The 19,152-nt window shown below is 42.4% G+C and carries 13 protein-coding genes; 9 read left to right on the forward strand and 4 right to left on the reverse strand.

Annotated elements, in window-relative coordinates; translation table 11 throughout:
- Positions 1–256 (forward strand): hypothetical protein (locus OCV72_RS01545; protein WP_207643415.1); only part of this gene is annotated, 256 nt, incomplete at its 5' end.
- Positions 257–260: 4 nt separating this feature from the next.
- Here the strand turns inward: OCV72_RS01545 and OCV72_RS01550 are convergent.
- On the reverse strand, positions 261–953 hold the full coding sequence (locus tag OCV72_RS01550; RefSeq protein ID WP_055281391.1) for a YkgJ family cysteine cluster protein: 693 nt from the start codon (positions 951–953) through the stop codon (positions 261–263).
- A gap of 112 nt (positions 954–1,065) precedes the next feature.
- Here OCV72_RS01550 and OCV72_RS01555 point away from each other — a divergent pair, with 112 nt between their 5' ends.
- Positions 1,066–2,229: an exonuclease SbcCD subunit D gene (locus tag OCV72_RS01555; protein WP_055281393.1), complete on the forward strand. Its 1,164-nt coding sequence runs from the start codon at positions 1,066–1,068 to the stop codon at positions 2,227–2,229.
- Entirely contained in the window at positions 2,230–5,391 is a 3,162-nt protein-coding gene (locus tag OCV72_RS01560; RefSeq protein WP_055281395.1) for an AAA family ATPase, read from the forward strand.
- A gap of 110 nt (positions 5,392–5,501) precedes the next feature.
- Here OCV72_RS01560 and OCV72_RS01565 read toward each other — a convergent pair whose 3' ends face one another.
- Positions 5,502–7,115 (reverse strand): CTP synthase, encoded by a 1,614-nt coding sequence (locus tag OCV72_RS01565; RefSeq protein ID WP_055281397.1) that lies wholly within the window; start codon positions 7,113–7,115, stop codon positions 5,502–5,504.
- A gap of 65 nt (positions 7,116–7,180) precedes the next feature.
- Complete coding sequence (locus OCV72_RS01570; RefSeq protein ID WP_055281400.1) at positions 7,181–8,674, reverse strand: DUF1846 domain-containing protein; 1,494 nt, start codon at positions 8,672–8,674, stop codon at positions 7,181–7,183.
- 183 nt (positions 8,675–8,857) lie between these two features.
- Between OCV72_RS01570 and ftsH the strand changes: the two genes are divergently transcribed.
- From ftsH to OCV72_RS01595, 5 genes are all read left to right on the forward strand, one after another.
- Positions 8,858–10,831, forward strand: coding sequence for an ATP-dependent zinc metalloprotease FtsH (gene ftsH / locus OCV72_RS01575; protein WP_055281402.1), 1,974 nt, complete (start codon positions 8,858–8,860; stop codon positions 10,829–10,831).
- 129 nt (positions 10,832–10,960) lie between these two features.
- A complete protein-coding gene (cobI, locus tag OCV72_RS01580; RefSeq protein WP_055281404.1) occupies positions 10,961–11,662 on the forward strand; it encodes a precorrin-2 C(20)-methyltransferase in 702 nt (233 codons plus the stop codon).
- Between the two features lie 64 nt (positions 11,663–11,726).
- The gene (gene uvrC / locus OCV72_RS01585; protein ID WP_055281406.1) at positions 11,727–13,580 is read left to right on the forward strand and encodes an excinuclease ABC subunit UvrC; all 1,854 of its coding nucleotides are present in this window, start codon (positions 11,727–11,729) and stop codon (positions 13,578–13,580) included.
- A gap of 50 nt (positions 13,581–13,630) precedes the next feature.
- Entirely contained in the window at positions 13,631–14,560 is a 930-nt protein-coding gene (gene hprK, locus OCV72_RS01590; protein WP_055281409.1) for an HPr(Ser) kinase/phosphatase, read from the forward strand.
- 12 nt (positions 14,561–14,572) lie between these two features.
- Positions 14,573–15,505: an ROK family glucokinase gene (locus OCV72_RS01595; protein ID WP_055281411.1), complete on the forward strand. Its 933-nt coding sequence runs from the start codon at positions 14,573–14,575 to the stop codon at positions 15,503–15,505.
- A gap of 92 nt (positions 15,506–15,597) precedes the next feature.
- Here OCV72_RS01595 and OCV72_RS01600 read toward each other — a convergent pair whose 3' ends face one another.
- Entirely contained in the window at positions 15,598–18,243 is a 2,646-nt protein-coding gene (locus tag OCV72_RS01600; protein WP_055281413.1) for a transglycosylase domain-containing protein, read from the reverse strand.
- Between the two features lie 152 nt (positions 18,244–18,395).
- Between OCV72_RS01600 and OCV72_RS01605 the strand changes: the two genes are divergently transcribed.
- Positions 18,396–19,049 carry a YigZ family protein gene (locus OCV72_RS01605; protein ID WP_055281416.1) on the forward strand — a complete coding sequence of 218 codons (654 nt, stop codon included), beginning with the start codon at positions 18,396–18,398 and terminating at the stop codon, positions 19,047–19,049.
- Positions 19,050–19,152: the final 103 nt, after the last annotated feature.

The following is a 19,152-nucleotide window of genomic DNA, read 5'->3' on the forward strand; positions in this document are numbered from 1 at the left end:
CGCTGCCAGTCACGACTTGAAGGAAACAATAGATAAGGATTATTGTGAATGTGGAATGCCGTTAGAAACAGTTAGAGAGTCAGAATCACCTAAAAGCAAAGGAACTACGCTCAAACTCGGCGTTCGCCTCAAACACGTTCGCTTCGTTCCTTTAACAGTGCTTCTGACTCTCTTAGTGTTTCTTATGGTATGGAACCTGAACAAGAAGCCTTATCTATTGTTTCCTTCAAGGACTGAGAGGCCGCTTCCACGTTAATAAATTAAATCCCAAGCGATTGAGTAAAAAGCTGCGACTTCTCCAGCCTCTCATAAAATTTCTCATAAAAATTCCCATCTTCCCCATAAGGCGTCAGATAAAACTGTGTCAGCACATGCATACTGATTGTTCTGGCAGTTGAATCAGAATTTGAAGAAGAATCAGAAGTAAGATTCATAACGTATTCCTGAAGCCCTTTCAGAAAGAAATGCCAGTCAGCAATATATTTCTCATAGGTTTTCAGATTCGGTGTATCCAGCCATTTTTTGATCTTTACTTTAGAACGATCCGTTTTCGGACATTCATGTACCTGTAAGAAATATTGGAAAGAATGGTTTTCATAAAAACGTCCCAGAGGGAACATGCGGCAGATTCCGGGACGGAATGCATGAACCGTACACCGTCCGTCCGCATCAAGGAAAGAACAGGCCTCTTTGGTTCCGGTCATCTTCAGATTCGGAAGAATGATCCCGTCTGCCACATTCAGTTCCAGCGGACCGGCCAGGAGTTCATTCACTGGTTTTGACAGATTGATGGAAAGCCGGTACACATCCAGTGGATCAAGGACGATGGAACTTCCCATACCGTGACAGCAGGCGGAGCAACCGTCACAGCCTTTGCAGTCAGTCCTGGCCATATCGTTGCTGCTGTATAATTTTCCATCGGATATTTCATCCAGATTAATCTCTCTTAACATACTCATTACCTCATATCTGTGATTATAGTTTTTTGTATAGTCTTGTTAGATAAGTTGATTATAGTGTAATATAGAGAAAGATGCAAATAAAATAGAAGGGATGTGGACAGGTATGAAATTTTTCCATTTATCGGATCTGCATATCGGAAAGCAGCTTCATCGTTATAATTTAAAAGAAGATCAGCAGGTGATCTTAAAAGAGGTCATTGCCTATGCAAAAGAATTGCGTCCGGATGCAATTGTGATTGCCGGGGATATTTATGATAAGTCAGTTCCATCAGCGGAAGCAGTGACTATATTTGATGAGTTCCTGACGGAACTTTCAGAGATCACACCGGCAATTCCGATTCTGATCATCAGCGGAAATCATGATTCACCTGATCGTCTGAATTATGCTTCAGAGATTTTGAGACGGCATCATATTTATCTTGTGGGGAATGTTCCGGAGCAGCCGGAAGAGCATATTGAAAAAGTAACATTGCAGGATAAATATGGAGAGGTAGATTTTTATCTGTTGCCATTTATGAAACCTGGATATGTAAGAAATGTTTTTGTTAACAATGTCCCAGAGACATATGCAGATGCTGTGAGAGAAATCATTAAACGAGAAGAGATAGATTATAATAATAAAAGAAACGTATTGATTTCTCATCAGCTTTATGTAGGAGAAAAGGAAGGAAGTCCGGAAACCTGTGATTCGGAAGTATTTTCCGTAGGAGGGATTGATAATGTAGATATCGGGGCAGTGAAAGAATTTGATTATGTGGCGCTTGGACATCTTCATGGGGCACAGTACGTCAGCAGGCCAAAGATCCGGTATTGCGGTACGCTTTTGAAGTATTCTGTCAGTGAGAGCACGCAGACAAAAAGTCTTACTGTGGTGACTTTAAAAGAAAAAGGGGAGAATCCGGAAATTGCATGCTATCCACTGCATCCGCTCAGAGATGTCAGGAAGAAAAAAGGAACGCTGGAAGAAATTATAAAAGAAGCCGGTGAAGAAGAAAAAGAGGATTATATCAGTATTACGCTGACAGATGAGATCGATCCATATAAACCGAAAGAGCAGCTGGAACGGGTATTTTCCCATATATTAGAGATCCGGGTAGATAATCAGAGAACAAGAACCAAATTAAAAGAAATGGATGAAGAACTTGTTATGAAGGATCCGTTTACCTCTTTTTGCGAATTCTATAAGGAGATGCAGGGAAGAGAGATGAATACGCAGGAGGAGACAATCATGAAAGAAATCTTTGACAATGTGAAGGGAGTGGAGTAGATGAGACCGGTTAAGCTTATTATGTCAGCGTTCGGATCATATGCCGGCAGAACAGAGATTGATTTTACAGAGATTCCCAATGGACTGTTTCTGATCACAGGAGATACAGGTGCAGGTAAGACTACGATCTTTGATGCAATCACATATGCGTTGTATGACAGGACCAGCGGCGGCACCAGAGATGGAAATATGATGCGGAGCCAGTATGCGGATGAAGGAACGGATACTTATGTTGAGTACACGTTTATATATCAAAAGAAACAATATAAGATACTAAGAAATCCGGAATATATGCGCCTGGGAAAAAGAAAATATGCAGACGGGTCACTGAGATATGTGAAGGAGACCCCAAAGGTAGAACTGACACTGCCGGATGGAAGTGTATTCAAAGGAAAGAAGAGAGAGACGGATCAGAAGATTGTAGAAATTACAGGGCTGGATGCAGATCAGTTTACCCAGATTTCCATGATAGCACAGGGAGAATTTCTGAAGCTTCTGCTGGCTGAATCAAAAGAACGGAAAAAGATATTTTCCAGAATATTTCAGACACGCTTTTATTACAGAATACAGGAAGAATTGAAGAAACAGGCAGTACAGTTATATGTCAAACTGGAACAGAATCTGCAGGAAATGAAGCTTGAGATGGCCAGGACAGAGTATCCGGTGTGTGAAAAAGGAAAAGAAACGGAGCTTAGCAGAAAATGGAAAGAAGTATCCGGACAGGATATTCCGGACAGAGACAGAATATCGGAGATACTAAAAGAAATCATCGGACAGGGAAGCCGATTGGAAAAGGCCTGCAAAAAAGAAGCAGACGGGGCACAGGTGCTTCTGGAAGATAAGAACCGTCTGCTGAAGGAAGCAGAACTTCTAGATCAGCTCTTTGATTCGTATGGACAGGTACTGAGCCATCTGAAAGAAAAAACAGCGGAAAAGGCAAAATATGAGCTTATGAAGGAGCAGATACAGTCCGGTAAGAGTGCAGAACGTGTCAGAACAGAGGAAAAGAGATATCTGGAAGAAGAAAAAAGGCTGACAGAGTTAAAAACACAGGATCACAGTCTTCAAAAGAAATTACAGGAATGCAGACAATTGTTGCAGGAACTTACAGAAGATCAGAAAGAGGCTGTGAAAGAAAAGACAGAAAAAGAGATTGTACTGACCGAGAAAAAAGTGCGGATACAGGATGCAATTTTGCAATATGAGAGTATTAATAAAAAGCAGGAAACTTTGAATAAACTTGCAGAAGAAATAAAAAAATATCTAAATCATGCAAGAATAATAAAAGAAAAGAATGAAATCCTGCAGAATAAGAATGAAGAAATAATTAAATTTCTAAAGCAACATGAAGATACTGAGATATGCATAAATGAATGCAGAAATAAAAAACAACAGACAGAAGAAAAAATGCGGCAATATAAGGAACTGGACAGACAGGAAAACAGAAAAGAACAATTAAAGGAAGACTGCGAAAGAGCAAAGAAAGAAGCTGAATGTGAACAGAAGAATTATGAACATGCATGGGTGGAATATGAAATGAAGTATCAGAAGTTTCTGAAAGAACAGGCGGGAATACTGGCTTTGACACTGGAAGCAGGACAGCCTTGTCCGGTCTGTGGTTCCAGAGAACATCCTCAGATTACATTATTGAGTGACGAAGCACCGACACAGGCAGAAGTAGAATCTGCAAAGGAGGAAAGAGACAGGAAAGAAAAAACAAGAGATATAAAAGTCGCTGCATTCCGGGAATGTCTTGCAGGATACCAGGCAGCACAGGAAATCTGCCAGACGCTTCAAATGAACATAAAAGATGCGCCGGAAGACGGAGTTAAGACTAACTGGAAAAAGATTATGCAAAATCTGGGACAGACGTTTGCAGAAACAGAAGAACAATTAAAACAACTGGAACAGATTTCCGAAAAATGCAAAGCATTAAAGAAGAATCAGGAACAGATTGCGGAGCAGTCGCTGGAACTGGAAAGAAAAGAACGGGAAACGGACCAATGCCTGACGGAATCAAAGCTGGTATATACAAAAGTACAGGCTGAATATCAGACTGCGAAGGAGAAACTGCCATATGAGACCATAGAAGAAGCAGAAAAACATCTGGTACAGACAGTAGGAGCATTGGAGCAGTTGAGAAAGAATTATGAGACAGTGACCAGACGTCTGACAGAAATGCAAAATAAAGAAAAGGAACTGGAAGGACGTAGTAAGACCGTGAAGGCATCTGCTTTACAATCTCAGAAAGAAGCAGAGAAAAAGAAACTCCGTTATGAACAGGTAATGAAGGCACAGGGATTTGCGGATGAGGAGAGTTATCATAGGAAATGCATGAAGGAGACGGAACTGGAAGAAGCAGAACGGTGGACAGAAGCATATCAGAGAGAACTTCAGGAACTGGAAGCAAACAGAAAATTACTGGAACAGCAGTTGAAGGGGAAAGAAAGGAAAGATATAGCGCAGATTAAACAGGAAATGAAAGAAGCATCTGAAGTGCTGGAGCAGATCCGCAGGGAATATATGAGGCTTCATAATATCAATGAAAAGAATAGAGAAATCAGGGATAATCTGAGACGCAATTTTGAGAAGAACAGTGGACTGCAGAACCAGTATGAAATCATTGGAAATCTGAGTAAGACGGCGAATGGAAATCTGAGTGGAAGTGCAAAACTGGACTTCGAGACTTATATTCAGAGGCAATATTTCCGGCAGATCATACGTGCCGCAAATAAGAGGCTGATCCGTATGACATCCGGCGAATTCATTCTGCAATGCAGAGATGTTGAAAAGCTGGGAAGCCAGGGACAGGCCGGACTGGAACTGGATGTGTATCATATGGCAACAGATACGATCAGAGATGTCAAAACCTTATCCGGTGGAGAGTCTTTTATGGCAGCGCTGTCTATGGCATTGGGACTTTCTGATATAGTGCAGAATACAGCAGGTGCGATCCATCTGGATACGATGTTTATAGATGAAGGGTTCGGATCTCTGGATGATGCATCGAGAGATCAGGCAATTCGTGTACTGAATGATCTTGCGGATAAAGACAGACTGGTGGGAATTATTTCACATGTAAATGAACTGAAAGAACAGATCGATCATAAGCTTGTAGTGAAAAAGACGGACAAGGGAAGTTCTGTAAGCTGGTCGGTATAAGGACGGAAAATCTGTTATCGGATCCGTTATATACAGAGATAAAAACAGGGAAGCTGTTGCATGATACGCAAGCGTTAGCAACAGCTTCCCTGTTTTTATTCGTTTAATAGTTATTTATGTTCTTCCTGATATTTCAGAGAAGCTTCGATAAATCCTCTGAACAATGGATGCGGTCTGTTCGGTCTTGATTTTAATTCCGGATGTGCCTGTGTGGCGATGAACCAAGGATGTTCAGGAATTTCAATCATTTCAACAATCCTTCCATCCGGTGAGAGACCGGAGAGCTTCATGCCGTGAGAAGTAAGAGCCTCGCGGTAGTCATTATTGACTTCGTAACGATGACGGTGGCGCTCACTGATCTGATCTGTTCCGTACATTTCGTAAGCTTTGGATGTCTTATCAAGTACACAAGGATAAGCCCCAAGTCTTAAAGTTCCGCCGATATCTTCAATGCCAATCTGCTCTGGCATGATATGGATGACCGGATGAGTGGTGTTTGGATCAAGTTCTGCACTGTGAGCATCATTGTAACCGATGACATCTCTTGCAAATTCTACGATAGAAAGCTGCATTCCGAGGCAGAGACCTAAGAATGGTATATTGTGTGTACGTGCATATTTGATCGCCTCGATTTTTCCTTCGATACCACGGTTACCGAATCCGCCGGGAACCAGAATACCACTTACGTCACTAAATAATTCCTCGGCATTATCGGCAGTAACGGTTTCTGAATCGATCCATTTGATATTTACAGTAGCACGGCTGAAGATTCCACCGTGTTTTAATGCTTCTACAACACTGATGTAAGCATCATGAAGCTGAATATATTTACCAACCAAAGCAACTGTGACTTCGGTGGTTGGATTCTTAAGGTAGTCGACCATTTCTGTCCAGTCTTTTAAATCCGGTTCCGGGCAGTCGAGGTGGAGACATTCACATACAACACCTGCAAGATTCTCTTCTTCCATTGCAAGAGGAGCTTCATACAGATATTCTACATCCAGATTCTGCAGTACATGATTAGACGGTACATTACAGAATAATGCGATTTTGTCTTTCAGTCCGACACCGAGTGGATATTCGGAACGGCATACCAGAATATCCGGCTGGATTCCCATTCCCTGAAGATCTTTAACGCTTGCCTGGGTAGGTTTTGTCTTCATTTCCTGAGAAGCCTTCAGATATGGAATCAGTGTGACATGAATCAGGATAACATTTTCACGTCCTTTTTCATGCTGGAACTGACGAATGGCTTCCAGGAAAGGCTGACTTTCGATGTCACCAACAGTTCCGCCGACTTCAATAATGGCAATTTCCGTATTCTCAGCGGCTGGATTGCGATAAAAACGGGATTTGATTTCATTTGTAATATGTGGGATAACCTGAACCGTTCCTCCGCCAAAATCTCCACGGCGTTCCTTCTGAAGAACAGACCAGTAAATCTTACCGGTTGTTACGTTGGAATTCTTGCTCAGACTTTCATCGATGAATCTTTCATAATGTCCAAGGTCAAGGTCGGTCTCAGCACCATCATCAGTTACAAATACTTCACCATGCTGTACTGGGTTCATAGTACCAGGGTCAATGTTGATGTATGGATCGAATTTCTGCATTGTAACTGTGTAACCACGAGCTTTCAGCAGACGTCCGAGAGATGCGGCTGTAATCCCCTTACCTAATCCAGACACTACACCGCCTGTAACGAATACGTATTTTACTGCCATAACTTCCTCCTTAAGTCAAAATTAGTTTCTCTGTTATATAAAGTGTTCAAAAAAATACTTTAAGATTATACACCTTTGTTATTAAAAAATACAGAGTTTTTTTCATATTTTGCTTCAAAAGTTGCCTGAATAGACAGCAGTTTGAATTGTTTGATGTCTACAGACCCCGGCATAACAGATACATGAGCCTGACAGCCTTTTAATTTAGGAAGCTGTTCCATCGCAAGTTTTGCATCTTCACTGGTAGCAGCACTTACAGAAAGGGCAATCAGAACTTCATCGGTATGAAGGCGTGGATTGCGGCTTCCCAGATATTTTGTTTTCAGACTCTGGATTGGTTCGATCGCCTGTGGAGAGATGATCTTGATCTCATGTCCGATACCTGCAAGTTCTTTTAATGCATTCAAAAGAAGAGCAGAGCATGCGCCAAGAAGATCCGATGTCTTGCCTGTCACGATCGAGCCGTCTGGGAGTTCCAGTGCAGCTGCAGGCCCGCCTGTACGCTCGGATTCGGTGAGAGCCGCATCGACTACCGGACGGTCATGAACGGTAATATCTGCCTGGTTCATTAACATTTCTAATTTATAAGTTTCTTCTTCAGAGCATGCGCCGAGAAGAAGTCTTCTCCTAGATGCATAGTATCTGCGGATGATTTCCTGACAGGAAGCGTTTCTACATGCGTCATCATTGCAGATACAGTTGCCAGCCATATTTACCCCCATATCTGTTGGGGATTTGTAAGGACTTTCTCCGTAGATGCGCTGGAACATGGCATTTAATACAGGGAAAATCTCTACATCACGGTTATAGTTGATCGTTGTCTCACCATAGGCTTCCAGGTGGAACGGATCTATCATATTAATATCATTCAGGTCGGCCGTAGCTGCCTCGTAAGCCAGGTTGACCGGATGTTTTAACGGAATATTCCAGATTGGAAATGTCTCAAATTTGGCGTAACCTGCTTTGATTCCGTGCTTGTGTTCATGATATAATTGTGACAGGCAGACAGCCATCTTTCCACTTCCAGGTCCCGGAGCAGTCACAACGACCAGAGGACGGCTTGTTTCTATATAATCATTTTTTCCGTAACCATCGTCACTTACGATAAAAGGTACATTTGTCGGATATCCGGGAATCAGGTAGTGACGGTACACTTTGATGCCAAGCTTTTCCAGACGGTTTTTGAATAATTCGGCACTTTCCTGTGCGTTGTATTTGGTAATAACGACACTTCCGACATAGAGCCCAAGTCCCTGATAGATATGCATCAGGCGGAGTACATCGGAATCATACGTGATACCAAGGTCACCACGGATCTTATTCTTTTCAATATCTTCAGCGCTGATGACGATGACGATTTCGGCCTGATCGGACAGCTCGCATAACATACGGAGTTTGCTGTCAGGCTGGAATCCAGGAAGAACTCTGGAGGCATGGAAATCATCAAAAAGTTTGCCTCCGAATTCCAGATACAGTTTGTTGTCAAATTGTCCGATACGTTCACGGATATGTTCAGACTGCATCTTCAGGTATTTTTCATTATCGAATCCAATTTTCATAAGTACATTCCCTCATCTAAAATATATTTGATCTTTTATAGTGGAAAATCTGCCGGAACCGGCATAAGCATTTTCATTTCAAGTATACTACAACACATAGGAAGTTTACAATCTTTTCATAATGTTTTTATTGATTTCTAACATAGTGGTCTTTATAATAATTAGTTATACAGGAGGATTAAAATGGACAACCAGAATAATAAGAATAACAAGAATAATAAACAAGGTATTTCGTTTATTTTATTGGTCACAGTTATTACATCGATTCTTGTGGTTGCACTGTTCCAGTTTCAGGGAATGACCTCTGCAAAAGAGATTACTTATAATAAATTCCTGAAGATGGTAGATGACGGCAAGGTCAAAAAAGTAGAGATTCAGAGTGATAAGATCATGATTGTCACGAAGAAGGATAAGGACAGTGGAATTTCACAGGAATATTATACCGGAGTTGTGAATGATGACGAACTGACCAACCGTCTGGAAAAAGCCGGTGTAGAATTTAATCAGGAGATTCCGGATACCACATCCGCGGTAGCAATGAACGTTATCTTAACATTCCTGCCAATCGCATTCTTTGTCGGAATGATCGTCTGGATGACAAAGCGTATGTCAAAAGGCGGCGGCATGATGGGAATCGGTAAGAGCAATGCCAAGATGTATGTAGAGAAGCAGACAGGTGTGACATTTAAAGATGTGGCCGGTCAGGATGAAGCAAAAGAGTCCTTACAGGAAGTAGTAGATTTTTTGCATAATCCCGGGAAATATACGAGTGTCGGTGCAAAGCTTCCGAAGGGAGCGTTGTTAGTCGGTCCTCCGGGAACCGGTAAGACACTTTTGGCGAAAGCAGTAGCCGGCGAAGCAAAGGTACCATTCTTCTCACTGAGCGGTTCAGCATTTGTGGAAATGTATGTCGGGGTAGGAGCATCCAGGGTACGTGATCTGTTTAAACAGGCTCAGCAGATGGCACCATGTATCATTTTCATTGATGAGATTGATGCAATCGGTAAGAGCCGTGACAATCAGATGGGCGGCAACGATGAGCGTGAACAGACACTGAACCAGCTTCTTGCGGAGATGGATGGATTTGAAAGCAATAAAGGACTGGTGCTTCTTGCAGCAACCAACAGACCGGAGATCCTGGATCCTGCGTTATTGAGACCAGGACGTTTTGACAGACGAATCATCGTGGAAAAACCAGATCTGAAAGGACGTGTAGAGGTTCTGAAGGTACATTCCAAAGATGTAAAGATGGATGAGACTGTTAATCTAGAAGAGATTGCACTGGCAACTTCAGGAGCAGTTGGTTCCGATCTCGCCAATATGATCAATGAGGCAGCAATCAATGCAGTAAAACATGGAAGAAATGCAGTGTGTCAGTCAGACTTATTTGAAGCAGTAGAAGTAGTACTTGTAGGAAAAGAGAAGAAAGACCGGATTATGAGTCAGGAAGAACGGAGAATCGTTTCCTACCATGAAGTCGGACATGCGCTGGTAAGCGCATTGCAGAAAGATGCGGAACCGGTACAGAAAATTACGATTGTTCCACGTACGATGGGAGCACTTGGTTATGTTATGCAGACTCCGGAGGAAGAAAAATTCCTGAATACGAAGAAGGAACTTCAGGCGATGTTAGTCGGATTGCTTGCAGGACGTGCCGCAGAAGAAGTGGTATTTGATACGGTTACAACGGGAGCTTCCAATGATATCGAGAAAGCAACAAGCGTTGCAAGAGCCATGATCACACAGTATGGTATGAGTGAGAAGTTCGGACTGATCGGTCTGGAATCCATTCAGAACCGTTATCTGGACGGACGTCCGGTCAGCAACTGTGGACAGCAGACAGCATCCGAGATTGATGAAGAAGTCATGAAGATGCTGAAAGATGCCTATGAAGAAGCAAAACAACTGCTGAGAGATCACAGACAGTCATTGGATAGGATTGCGGCATTCCTGATCGAAAAAGAGACGATCACCGGAAAAGAATTTATGGAAATCTTCCATGAAGTAGAAGGAATTGATCCGGATGCACCGAAGAAGGAAGAAGCAAGAATCGGTATGAATCCGGTAGAAGGTGAAGGGTTTGTTATGAAATCTGCAGATGATACAGCCGAAGAACCTGTTGAAGCAATAAAGGAAGTTGTCTGCGAAGAAGAATAAGTATAAAGAGAATAGATATACGAGGAAAGATACAGGGTAAAGTTTGAGAAGGCCCTGTATCTTTTTTCTTTTCAATTATATCTGCCTGGTATATAATAGGCAGGATGAGAGTATTCTGGAGGAAAGAGTATGAAGGGAAGATTATTCGGAGTCGGAGTCGGACCGGGAGATCCGGAACTTATGACATATAAAGCAGTGCGTATCATAAAGGAATGCCAAGTGCTCGCAGTGCCTGCGAGAGGCAGGAAACATGCGGTCAGCTACAGGATTGCAGCGGAGATGATAGAGAATATGGAAGAAAAAGAATTCCTGGATCTGGATACGCCGATGACAAAGGACAGACAGATTCTGGATCGGAATTATGAAAATGCAGCAGGGAGAATTATAGAAGAACTGGAAAAAGGGAAGGATGTAGCATATCTGACGCTGGGAGATCCGACAATCTATTCGACTTATATGTACATTCACCGCATAGTAAAAGCAAAAGGGTATGAGACAACGATCATCAGCGGAATTCCATCCTTTTGTGCTGCAGCGGCGAGACTGGATGACAGTCTTGTTGACCGGGCAGAAGAACTTCATGTAATCCCATCCAGCTATGGGATAGAAGCGGCACTAAACTATTCCGGTACAAAGATTCTGATGAAGTCCGCATCCGGAATAAGTGAAGTAAAGAGGACTTTGGAAGAAAAAGACGGAAATGTGAATGTAAAGATGATAGAAAACTGTGGAATGCCAGAGGAGCGGATCTATGAAAGAATAGAAGATGTTCCGGAGCAGGCAGGCTATTATTCTTTATTGATTGTAAAAGAGTCGGAAAAAGAGCGATAACAGGATTCAAAAAATCAGAGAAGATGTTTAGAATTAGAAAATAAAAAATATACAGGAGACGTATATGGAGAATTTTAACATACAGGAAGAACTGAAGAAGCTGCCCGGAAAACCGGGTGTATACCTGATGCACGATGAAAGGGATGCAATCATCTATGTCGGAAAGGCAATCAGCCTTAAGAACCGTGTCCGTCAGTATTTTCAGAGCAGCAGGAATAAAGGTGCCAAGATAGAACAGATGGTGACACATATTTCCAGATTTGAATACATTGTGACAGATTCTGAATTGGAAGCACTGGTGTTGGAGTGTAATCTGATAAAGGAACACAGACCGAAGTATAATACTATGCTGATGGATGACAAGAGTTATCCGTTTATAAAAGTTACAGTAAATGAGCCGTTTCCGAGGGTTATGCTGGCAAGACAGATGAAGAAGGACAAGGCAAAATATTTTGGTCCTTATACCAGTGCAGGCGCAGTGAAAGATACGATAGAATTGATCCGTAAGCTTTATCATATCCGCAGCTGTAACCGTTCGCTGCCAAAAGACATAGGGAAAGAGAGACCTTGTCTGAATTATCATATCCATCAGTGCCAGGCACCATGCCAGGGATACATTTCTCAGGAAGAGTATCGGAAATCCATAGACGAAGTTGTACGTTTCCTGAATGGACATTATGATCTGGTGTTAAAAGAACTGGAAGAAAAGATGATGGCAGCATCGGATAGTCTGGAGTTCGAAAAAGCAATTGAATACAGAGAACTGCTTACAAGTGTACAGAAGGTTGCTCAGAAGCAGAAAATCACAGATACGGCAGGAGATGACAGAGATATCATTGCAATGGCTTCTGAGGGAGAAGATGCAGTTGTGCAGGTATTTTTTATTCGAAGCGGAAGACTGATCGGACGGGATCATTTTTATCTGAAGAGCGCAGAAAATGATACGGAAGGCGAGATATTGTCAAGCTTTATCAAGCAGTTCTATGCAGGCACACCATATATTCCTGCGGAACTGATGCTGCCGGAAGAGATTGAAGATCAGGATATCATTGAAGAATGGCTGACGGCAAGGAGAGAACGCAGAGTACATCTTCGCATTCCGAAGAAGGGAACGAAGGAAAAACTGGTAGAATTGGCACAAAAGAATGCGCAGATGGTGTTAAAGAATGACAGAGAACGTCTGAAACGTGAAGAGGGAAGAACGATCGGTGCAGTGAAAGAACTGGAAAAGATACTGGGACTAAAAGGCATCATACGCATGGAGGCATATGATATTTCCAATACGAACGGATTCGATTCTGTCGGATCGATGGTAGTCTATGAACATGGGAAACCAAAACGGAACGATTACCGCAAATTCAAAATTAAAACTGTGCAGGGTCCGGATGATTATGCCAGTATGAATGAAGTACTGACCAGAAGATTCGGGCATGGATTGCGTGAACAGCAGGAAGAAAGTGAAACCGGAGGCTTTCAGATATTTCCGGATCTGATCATGATGGACGGAGGACGGGGGCAGGTGAATATAGCACTGGAAGTACTGGAAAAGCTTCATCTGCATATTCCTGTGTGTGGAATGGTAAAAGATGACAATCACAGAACGAGAGGACTGTATTTTAATAATACCGAACTTCCGATTGACCGCAACTCGGAATGTTTCCGGCTGATTACCAGGATACAGGACGAAGCGCACCGTTTTGCAATTACATTTCACAGACAATTGCGCAGCAAGGGGCAGGTGCATTCTGTGCTGGACGATATTCCGGGAGTCGGCCCTGCAAGAAGAAAAGATCTGATGCGATGCTTTGAGAATATTGATGCAATCCGTAATGCAACAGTAGAAGAGTTAAAAGAACTGCCAAGTATGAATGAAAAATCTGCACAGGAAGTATATAAATTTTTTCACCAGAATCATTAAGTATGGTATAATAATTAAAGAGATTTTTAATACGTGTGAGGTAGAAGAATATGGCGAATAAAGTTGAATTAAAAACACTTGTTGAAAAAATGAATCTTAAAAATTTAACACCGGATGTAGATCTGTCTGATAAAGATGTAGAGATACCAGATATTAACAGACCGGCACTGCAGCTTACAGGATTTTTTGAACATTTTGATTCAGAACGTGTACAGATCATTGGTTATGTAGAATATACATTTCTGGAGAAGATGACAGATGAAGATAAGAAAAAGCGGATTTATGAGACACTGCTTTCTTATAAGATTCCTTGCCTGATCTTCTGCAGGAATCTTCCACCGGAAAAGATGCTTCTGGAGATGGCAGAAAAGGCAAATATCCCTGTATTCCAGACAGAGAAGAAGACATCGGAATTTACAGCAGAGATCATCCGATGGCTGAATGTGGAACTTGCACCATGCATTTCTATTCATGGTGTGCTGGTTGATGTATACGGTGTTGGTGTGCTGATCATGGGTGAAAGTGGAATCGGTAAGAGTGAAGCCGCACTGGAACTGATCAAGCGTGGACACCGTCTTGTCAGTGATGATGTCGTAGAGATCCGCAGAGTCAGTGATGAGACACTGGTTGGATCGGCACCGGATATCACAAGACATTTCATTGAATTGCGTGGTATCGGTATTGTAGATGTAAAAGCATTGTTCGGTGTACTGAGTGTCAGGGAGACACAGAATATTGATCTTGTTATCACGCTTGAAGAGTGGAATAAGAACAAAGAATATGACCGTCTCGGACTGGAAGAAGAGTATACAGAATTCCTTGGAAATAAAGTGGTGTGTCATCATCTTCCAATACGTCCTGGACGTAATCTGGCGATTATCGTTGAGACAGCGGCCGTTAACCACAGACAGAAACAGATGGGATATAATGCAGCACAGGAACTGTACAAGCGTGTACAGCAGAATCTAACAAAAAAATAGGAGAGTAGCAAAATGAAATATTGTTTTGGTGTAGATATCGGGGGAACAACAGTAAAATTAGGTTTGTTTACGACCGATGGGGAGATTGTAGATAAGTGGGAGATTAAGACCCGTACAGAGAATCAGGGAGAGGCAGTTCTTCCGGATATCGCAGAGGCGTTAAGGGAAAAGCTTGAAGAAAAGAAGATCGACAGAGATGAGGTGGAAGGAATCGGAGTCGGAGTTCCGGCACCGGTGAATACAGAAGGTGTGGTACAGAACACTGCAAACCTCGGATGGGGATATAAAGAAGTAAAAAGAGAGATGGAAGAGCTTTCCGGCATGAGAGCCGAGATCGGTAATGATGCCAATGTAGCCGCACTTGGAGAAATGTGGCTGGGAGCCGGCAAAGGACGCAAAAATATCGTTATGGTAACGCTTGGAACAGGTGTAGGCGGTGGAATTATCATTGATGGAAAACCATTGGTAGGAGCGCATGGTGCCGGTGGTGAGATCGGGCATCTCTGTGTGAATTATGAAGAGACAGATCATTGCGGATGTGGTAATACCGGATGTCTGGAGCAATATGCATCAGCCACAGGAATTACCAGACTGGCGAATATCCGTCTTGCCAAAGATGATGCCAAGTCAGTATTAAGAGAGCAGGAAGTCAGTGCAAAGACTGTATTTGATGCAGTGAAAGCCGGAGATGCAGTGGCAAAAGAGATTGCAGAAGAATTTGGAAAATATCTCGGACATGCAATGGCTAATTTGGCAGCAGTGGCAGATCCGTCAGCAATTGTGATTGGCGGGGGTGTATCCAAAGCAGGTGAAGTACTGATAGAGTATGTGGAAAAGAACTTTAAAGAGAGAGCTTTTTTTGCTAACAAAGATACCGAATTTGTCCTTGCGACATTAGGGAATGATGCAGGAATCTGTGGAGCTGCTAAATTAATTCTTTCATAAAGGATATTGGAAAAATGAGATTGATTTTACAATCAAAAAAATATGTATAAAAAATGCGGGATGGTTTTAACTATCCCGCATTTTTCTATATATTACTGAGGTGTAGTACTGTCGGTTGAGCCACCTGTAGTACCGCCGGTTGAACCGCCGGTTGAACCACCTGTAGTACCGCCGGTTGAACCACCGGTTGAACCACCGGTTGAACTACCTGTAGTACTACCGGTTGAGCCGCCCGTTGTAGTACCGCCGGTTGTATCGCCGCCGGTTGCTGTGTTACCGGTTGTATTGCCGGTCGTTGAATTACTGCCGTTTTCTCTATTGGAGTCGCCGGAAGTATTAGCAGTAGAATTGCTGTCGTCTTCTGTGGAAGAGTTCGATTTGCTTCCGTATGAATATCCATGTCCGGAACATGTTTCGGTAGGCAGTGTGTCTTTTGCAAAATATTCTGTAATAGACGGGCATCCGCTTCCTGCGAGTTTTCCTGTAATTGTACAGATGCTTTTACGTTCAACGGAAGAAGGAACTTTGAAATCTTTTTCTTCCAGATTCTCGTGAATACGGCTCATGATACCTTTCCAGAGTCTGAAACGGAAACTTGTGTCATAATCACATTCCTTGTTGTCGTCATATCCTCCCCATACGGCACAGGTGTAATATGGTGTAAATCCACAGAACCATAAGTCCTTGTTGGAAGTTGTGGTACCAGTTTTACCGGCTACCGGCATATTAGGAAGCTGGCATGCAGTACCGGTACCGGAATTGACGACATCTTCCATTGCGCTGGTGAGAAGGTATGCTGTACTGTCTTTGAGGACGGTATGTGATTCGCCGGTACCATCCAGAAGGACATTGCCATCATGGTCAACTACTTTGCTGTAAAGCGTTGGTTTATTATATTCGCCGCCGTTGGCAATCGTTGCATATGCTGCACACATTTCGTAATTGTAGACACCTTCTGTGATACCACCAAGAGCAAGAGTCTGGGAAGTGCTGTCATCGAACACTTTTCCATTGATCGTCTTATTTTTTACAAGAGTACTGATTCCAAATTTCTGACAATACTCATAGCCTAATTCCTGAGTGATTTCATCACTTAATTTTACAGCTACTACGTTGATGGAACGTTTGATACCTTCACGGAGAGTTGTAGTACCGCCATATTGCTTATTGGCATTTCTTAAAACCTGTCCGTTTTTCAGTGTATATGGTTCATCATCAATTGTTGTTGCAAGAGTTTTGTCACAGGAATCTAATGCCGGTGCATAAGCCGCAAGAATCTTGAATGTAGATCCCGGCTGTCTCTTAGAACCCTGGTAGGCTCTGTTAAGACCAAGGCTGGAAGCTTTTTCTCCACGTCCGCCGACCATTGCTTTAATCTGTCCGGTCTTCTGATCCATGATCGTGATAGAAGACTGTGGCTGCGGAGTGATCGTGATACGTTCATCATAAGTATCTCCCTCCCTGGCAATTGTTGCTTTCCATTCTTCGACCATTGCTCTGGCAGCATCTTCGCTGGAATATAAAAGTCCCTGATCTTTTCCGTAAGTTTCTTTTACATAATTCTTGATGTTATTGCTGCCATAATTTTCCGTTGATCCATCGGCACGGGTTACAGTCAGTGCATAATCCAGACCATATTCTTTCAGTCCCGGATAATTGGAATCATCATTGGCTTCTTCATCGCAGATCTGCTGCATGGTTTGATTCTGTGTAGAATAAATACTAAGACCGCCGCTGTAAACAGCATTATAAGCCTGCGTATCAGTATAACCAAGCTGGTCTTTCAGATCCTGAATAACTTGCTGGGCAAGTGCATCAACAAAATAACTATAGGTATTATCTGCCTGAGAAGCAGTATTGGTTGTCTGAATCCGCGCATATACATCATCGGCAAGTGCTTCATCATATTGTTTCTGGCTGATATAATCCTGTTCCAGCATATTCTTTAATACTTTATTGCGTCTTACTTTATTGTTATCCGGATGAGTGATCGGATCATAAGTACTTGGACTTTGTGTGATTCCGGCAATGACTGCACATTCAGATAAGGTCAGATCAGATACATCTTTTCCGAAATAACGCTGCGATGCAGCCTGAACCCCGAGACAGTTCTGCCCAAGATTGATCGTATTCAGATAACTTTCAATGATCTCGCTTTTATCCATTTTCTTTTCAATCTGTAAAGCAAGATACTGTTCCTGGATCTTACGCTGGAATTTGTCATAAAACGTTTTTTCTTTGGTAAAGTTCGGGAACACATTGTTCTTGATCAGCTGCTGTGTAAGAGTACTGGCACCTTCAGTGAAATTACCACCTCTTGCAATGCCGACTACTGCAGCACGGGCAATACCCTGCAGATCTATACCGTTGTGTTTGTAAAAACGTTCATCTTCAATCGCAACAAAAGCATGCTGCAGATCTTTTGGTATCTCATCAACGGATTTGTATACCCTGTTAGAACCGGAAGATACAAATCGTTCAATCTCTGTGCTGCCGTCATCGGCGTAGACGAAAGTGGTAAATCCTTTCGGTTTAACGTCAGATGCGGAGACATGAGGAGTATCATCAATGATCTTTTTTATAAAAAGACCGCCGCCAGCTACTCCGACTACTGCTGCAAGAACAATACAGATCAGTAATGCTTTGAATAAACGGACAACGATACGTTTTCCCTGCATCGTAGATTTGGACGTTATTTTTTTCTGCCTTTTCGCAGCCTTTTTCTTTCCATAATTCATGCGTTTAGGCCTCCTTTATACCAGGTTATTATAGCAAATGTACACTCTTTTATAAAGAAAAAAATGAAAACTTCATATTAGACTAGGAAAATCTTAAGAAATTAGGTATTATATTATGTATAAATTTACAAATTATACGAAAGGACGACAAAATGTTACCAGAATACAGAACCATCTATCAGGGCGGAGAAGATGAGATTGTAGAAAAAAAATCAAGATTTATCGCAACTGTAATACCGGTGGAGAATGAAGAAGAAGCACTGGAATTTATAGAAAAGACAAAAAAGAAATACTGGGATGCCAGACATAACTGTTTTGCATATGTGATCGGAGAGAGAGGACAGCTTCAGCGCTGCAGTGATGACGGAGAGCCGAACGGAACAGCCGGAAAACCAATGTTGGATGTATTGCTTGGAAATGAACTGAGGAATGTGGCTGTGGTTGTGACACGTTATTTTGGCGGTACACTGCTTGGGACAGGAGGGCTGGTTCGGGCTTATTCACAAGCTGTGAAAGCCGGTCTGCGGGCATCGGTCGTGATAACGAAGATTCTGGGTGTGAAACTTCATATAGAGACAGATTATACAACATTCGGTAAGATCCAGTACATTCTGGCCCAGAGAGAGCTGAAAATACTGGATACGGTATATACGGATAAAGTAGAATTGGAAGTACTGATCCCGAAGACGGAACTGGAACAGGTGATGCATGCAATTACGGAAGGGACGAACGCACAGGCAGATATGACACCGAAAGAAGAGTGTTATTATGCTGAGATTGACGGTGTGCCAACGGTTTTGGAATAATTGCTTTGATGGTTTCTATTGCATATGAGAAATAAAAAAGAGACGACATGATAGGCTGCCGTCTCTTTTTACATCCTGATTTACAGGTATTATGTTGCATTTT

This window comes from Dorea amylophila (assembly GCF_025567265.1).
GTDB classification, from domain to species: Bacteria; Bacillota; Clostridia; order Lachnospirales; family Lachnospiraceae; genus Dorea_A; species Dorea_A amylophila.

Excerpts from the sequence above, each read along its gene's own strand:
- OCV72_RS01550 (WP_055281391.1), bottom strand. The coding sequence starts at position 953 with ATGTTAAGAGAGATTAATCTGGATGAAATATCCGATGGAAAATTATAC.
- OCV72_RS01555 (WP_055281393.1), top strand. The coding sequence starts at position 1,066 with ATGAAATTTTTCCATTTATCGGATCTGCATATCGGAAAGCAGCTTCAT.
- OCV72_RS01560 (WP_055281395.1), top strand. The coding sequence starts at position 2,230 with ATGAGACCGGTTAAGCTTATTATGTCAGCGTTCGGATCATATGCCGGC.
- OCV72_RS01565 (WP_055281397.1), bottom strand. The coding sequence starts at position 7,115 with ATGGCAGTAAAATACGTATTCGTTACAGGCGGTGTAGTGTCTGGATTA.
- OCV72_RS01570 (WP_055281400.1), bottom strand. The coding sequence starts at position 8,674 with ATGAAAATTGGATTCGATAATGAAAAATACCTGAAGATGCAGTCTGAA.
- ftsH (WP_055281402.1), top strand. The coding sequence starts at position 8,858 with ATGGACAACCAGAATAATAAGAATAACAAGAATAATAAACAAGGTATT.
- cobI (WP_055281404.1), top strand. The coding sequence starts at position 10,961 with ATGAAGGGAAGATTATTCGGAGTCGGAGTCGGACCGGGAGATCCGGAA.
- uvrC (WP_055281406.1), top strand. The coding sequence starts at position 11,727 with ATGGAGAATTTTAACATACAGGAAGAACTGAAGAAGCTGCCCGGAAAA.
- hprK (WP_055281409.1), top strand. The coding sequence starts at position 13,631 with ATGGCGAATAAAGTTGAATTAAAAACACTTGTTGAAAAAATGAATCTT.
- OCV72_RS01595 (WP_055281411.1), top strand. The coding sequence starts at position 14,573 with ATGAAATATTGTTTTGGTGTAGATATCGGGGGAACAACAGTAAAATTA.
- OCV72_RS01600 (WP_055281413.1), bottom strand. The coding sequence starts at position 18,243 with ATGAATTATGGAAAGAAAAAGGCTGCGAAAAGGCAGAAAAAAATAACG.
- OCV72_RS01605 (WP_055281416.1), top strand. The coding sequence starts at position 18,396 with ATGTTACCAGAATACAGAACCATCTATCAGGGCGGAGAAGATGAGATT.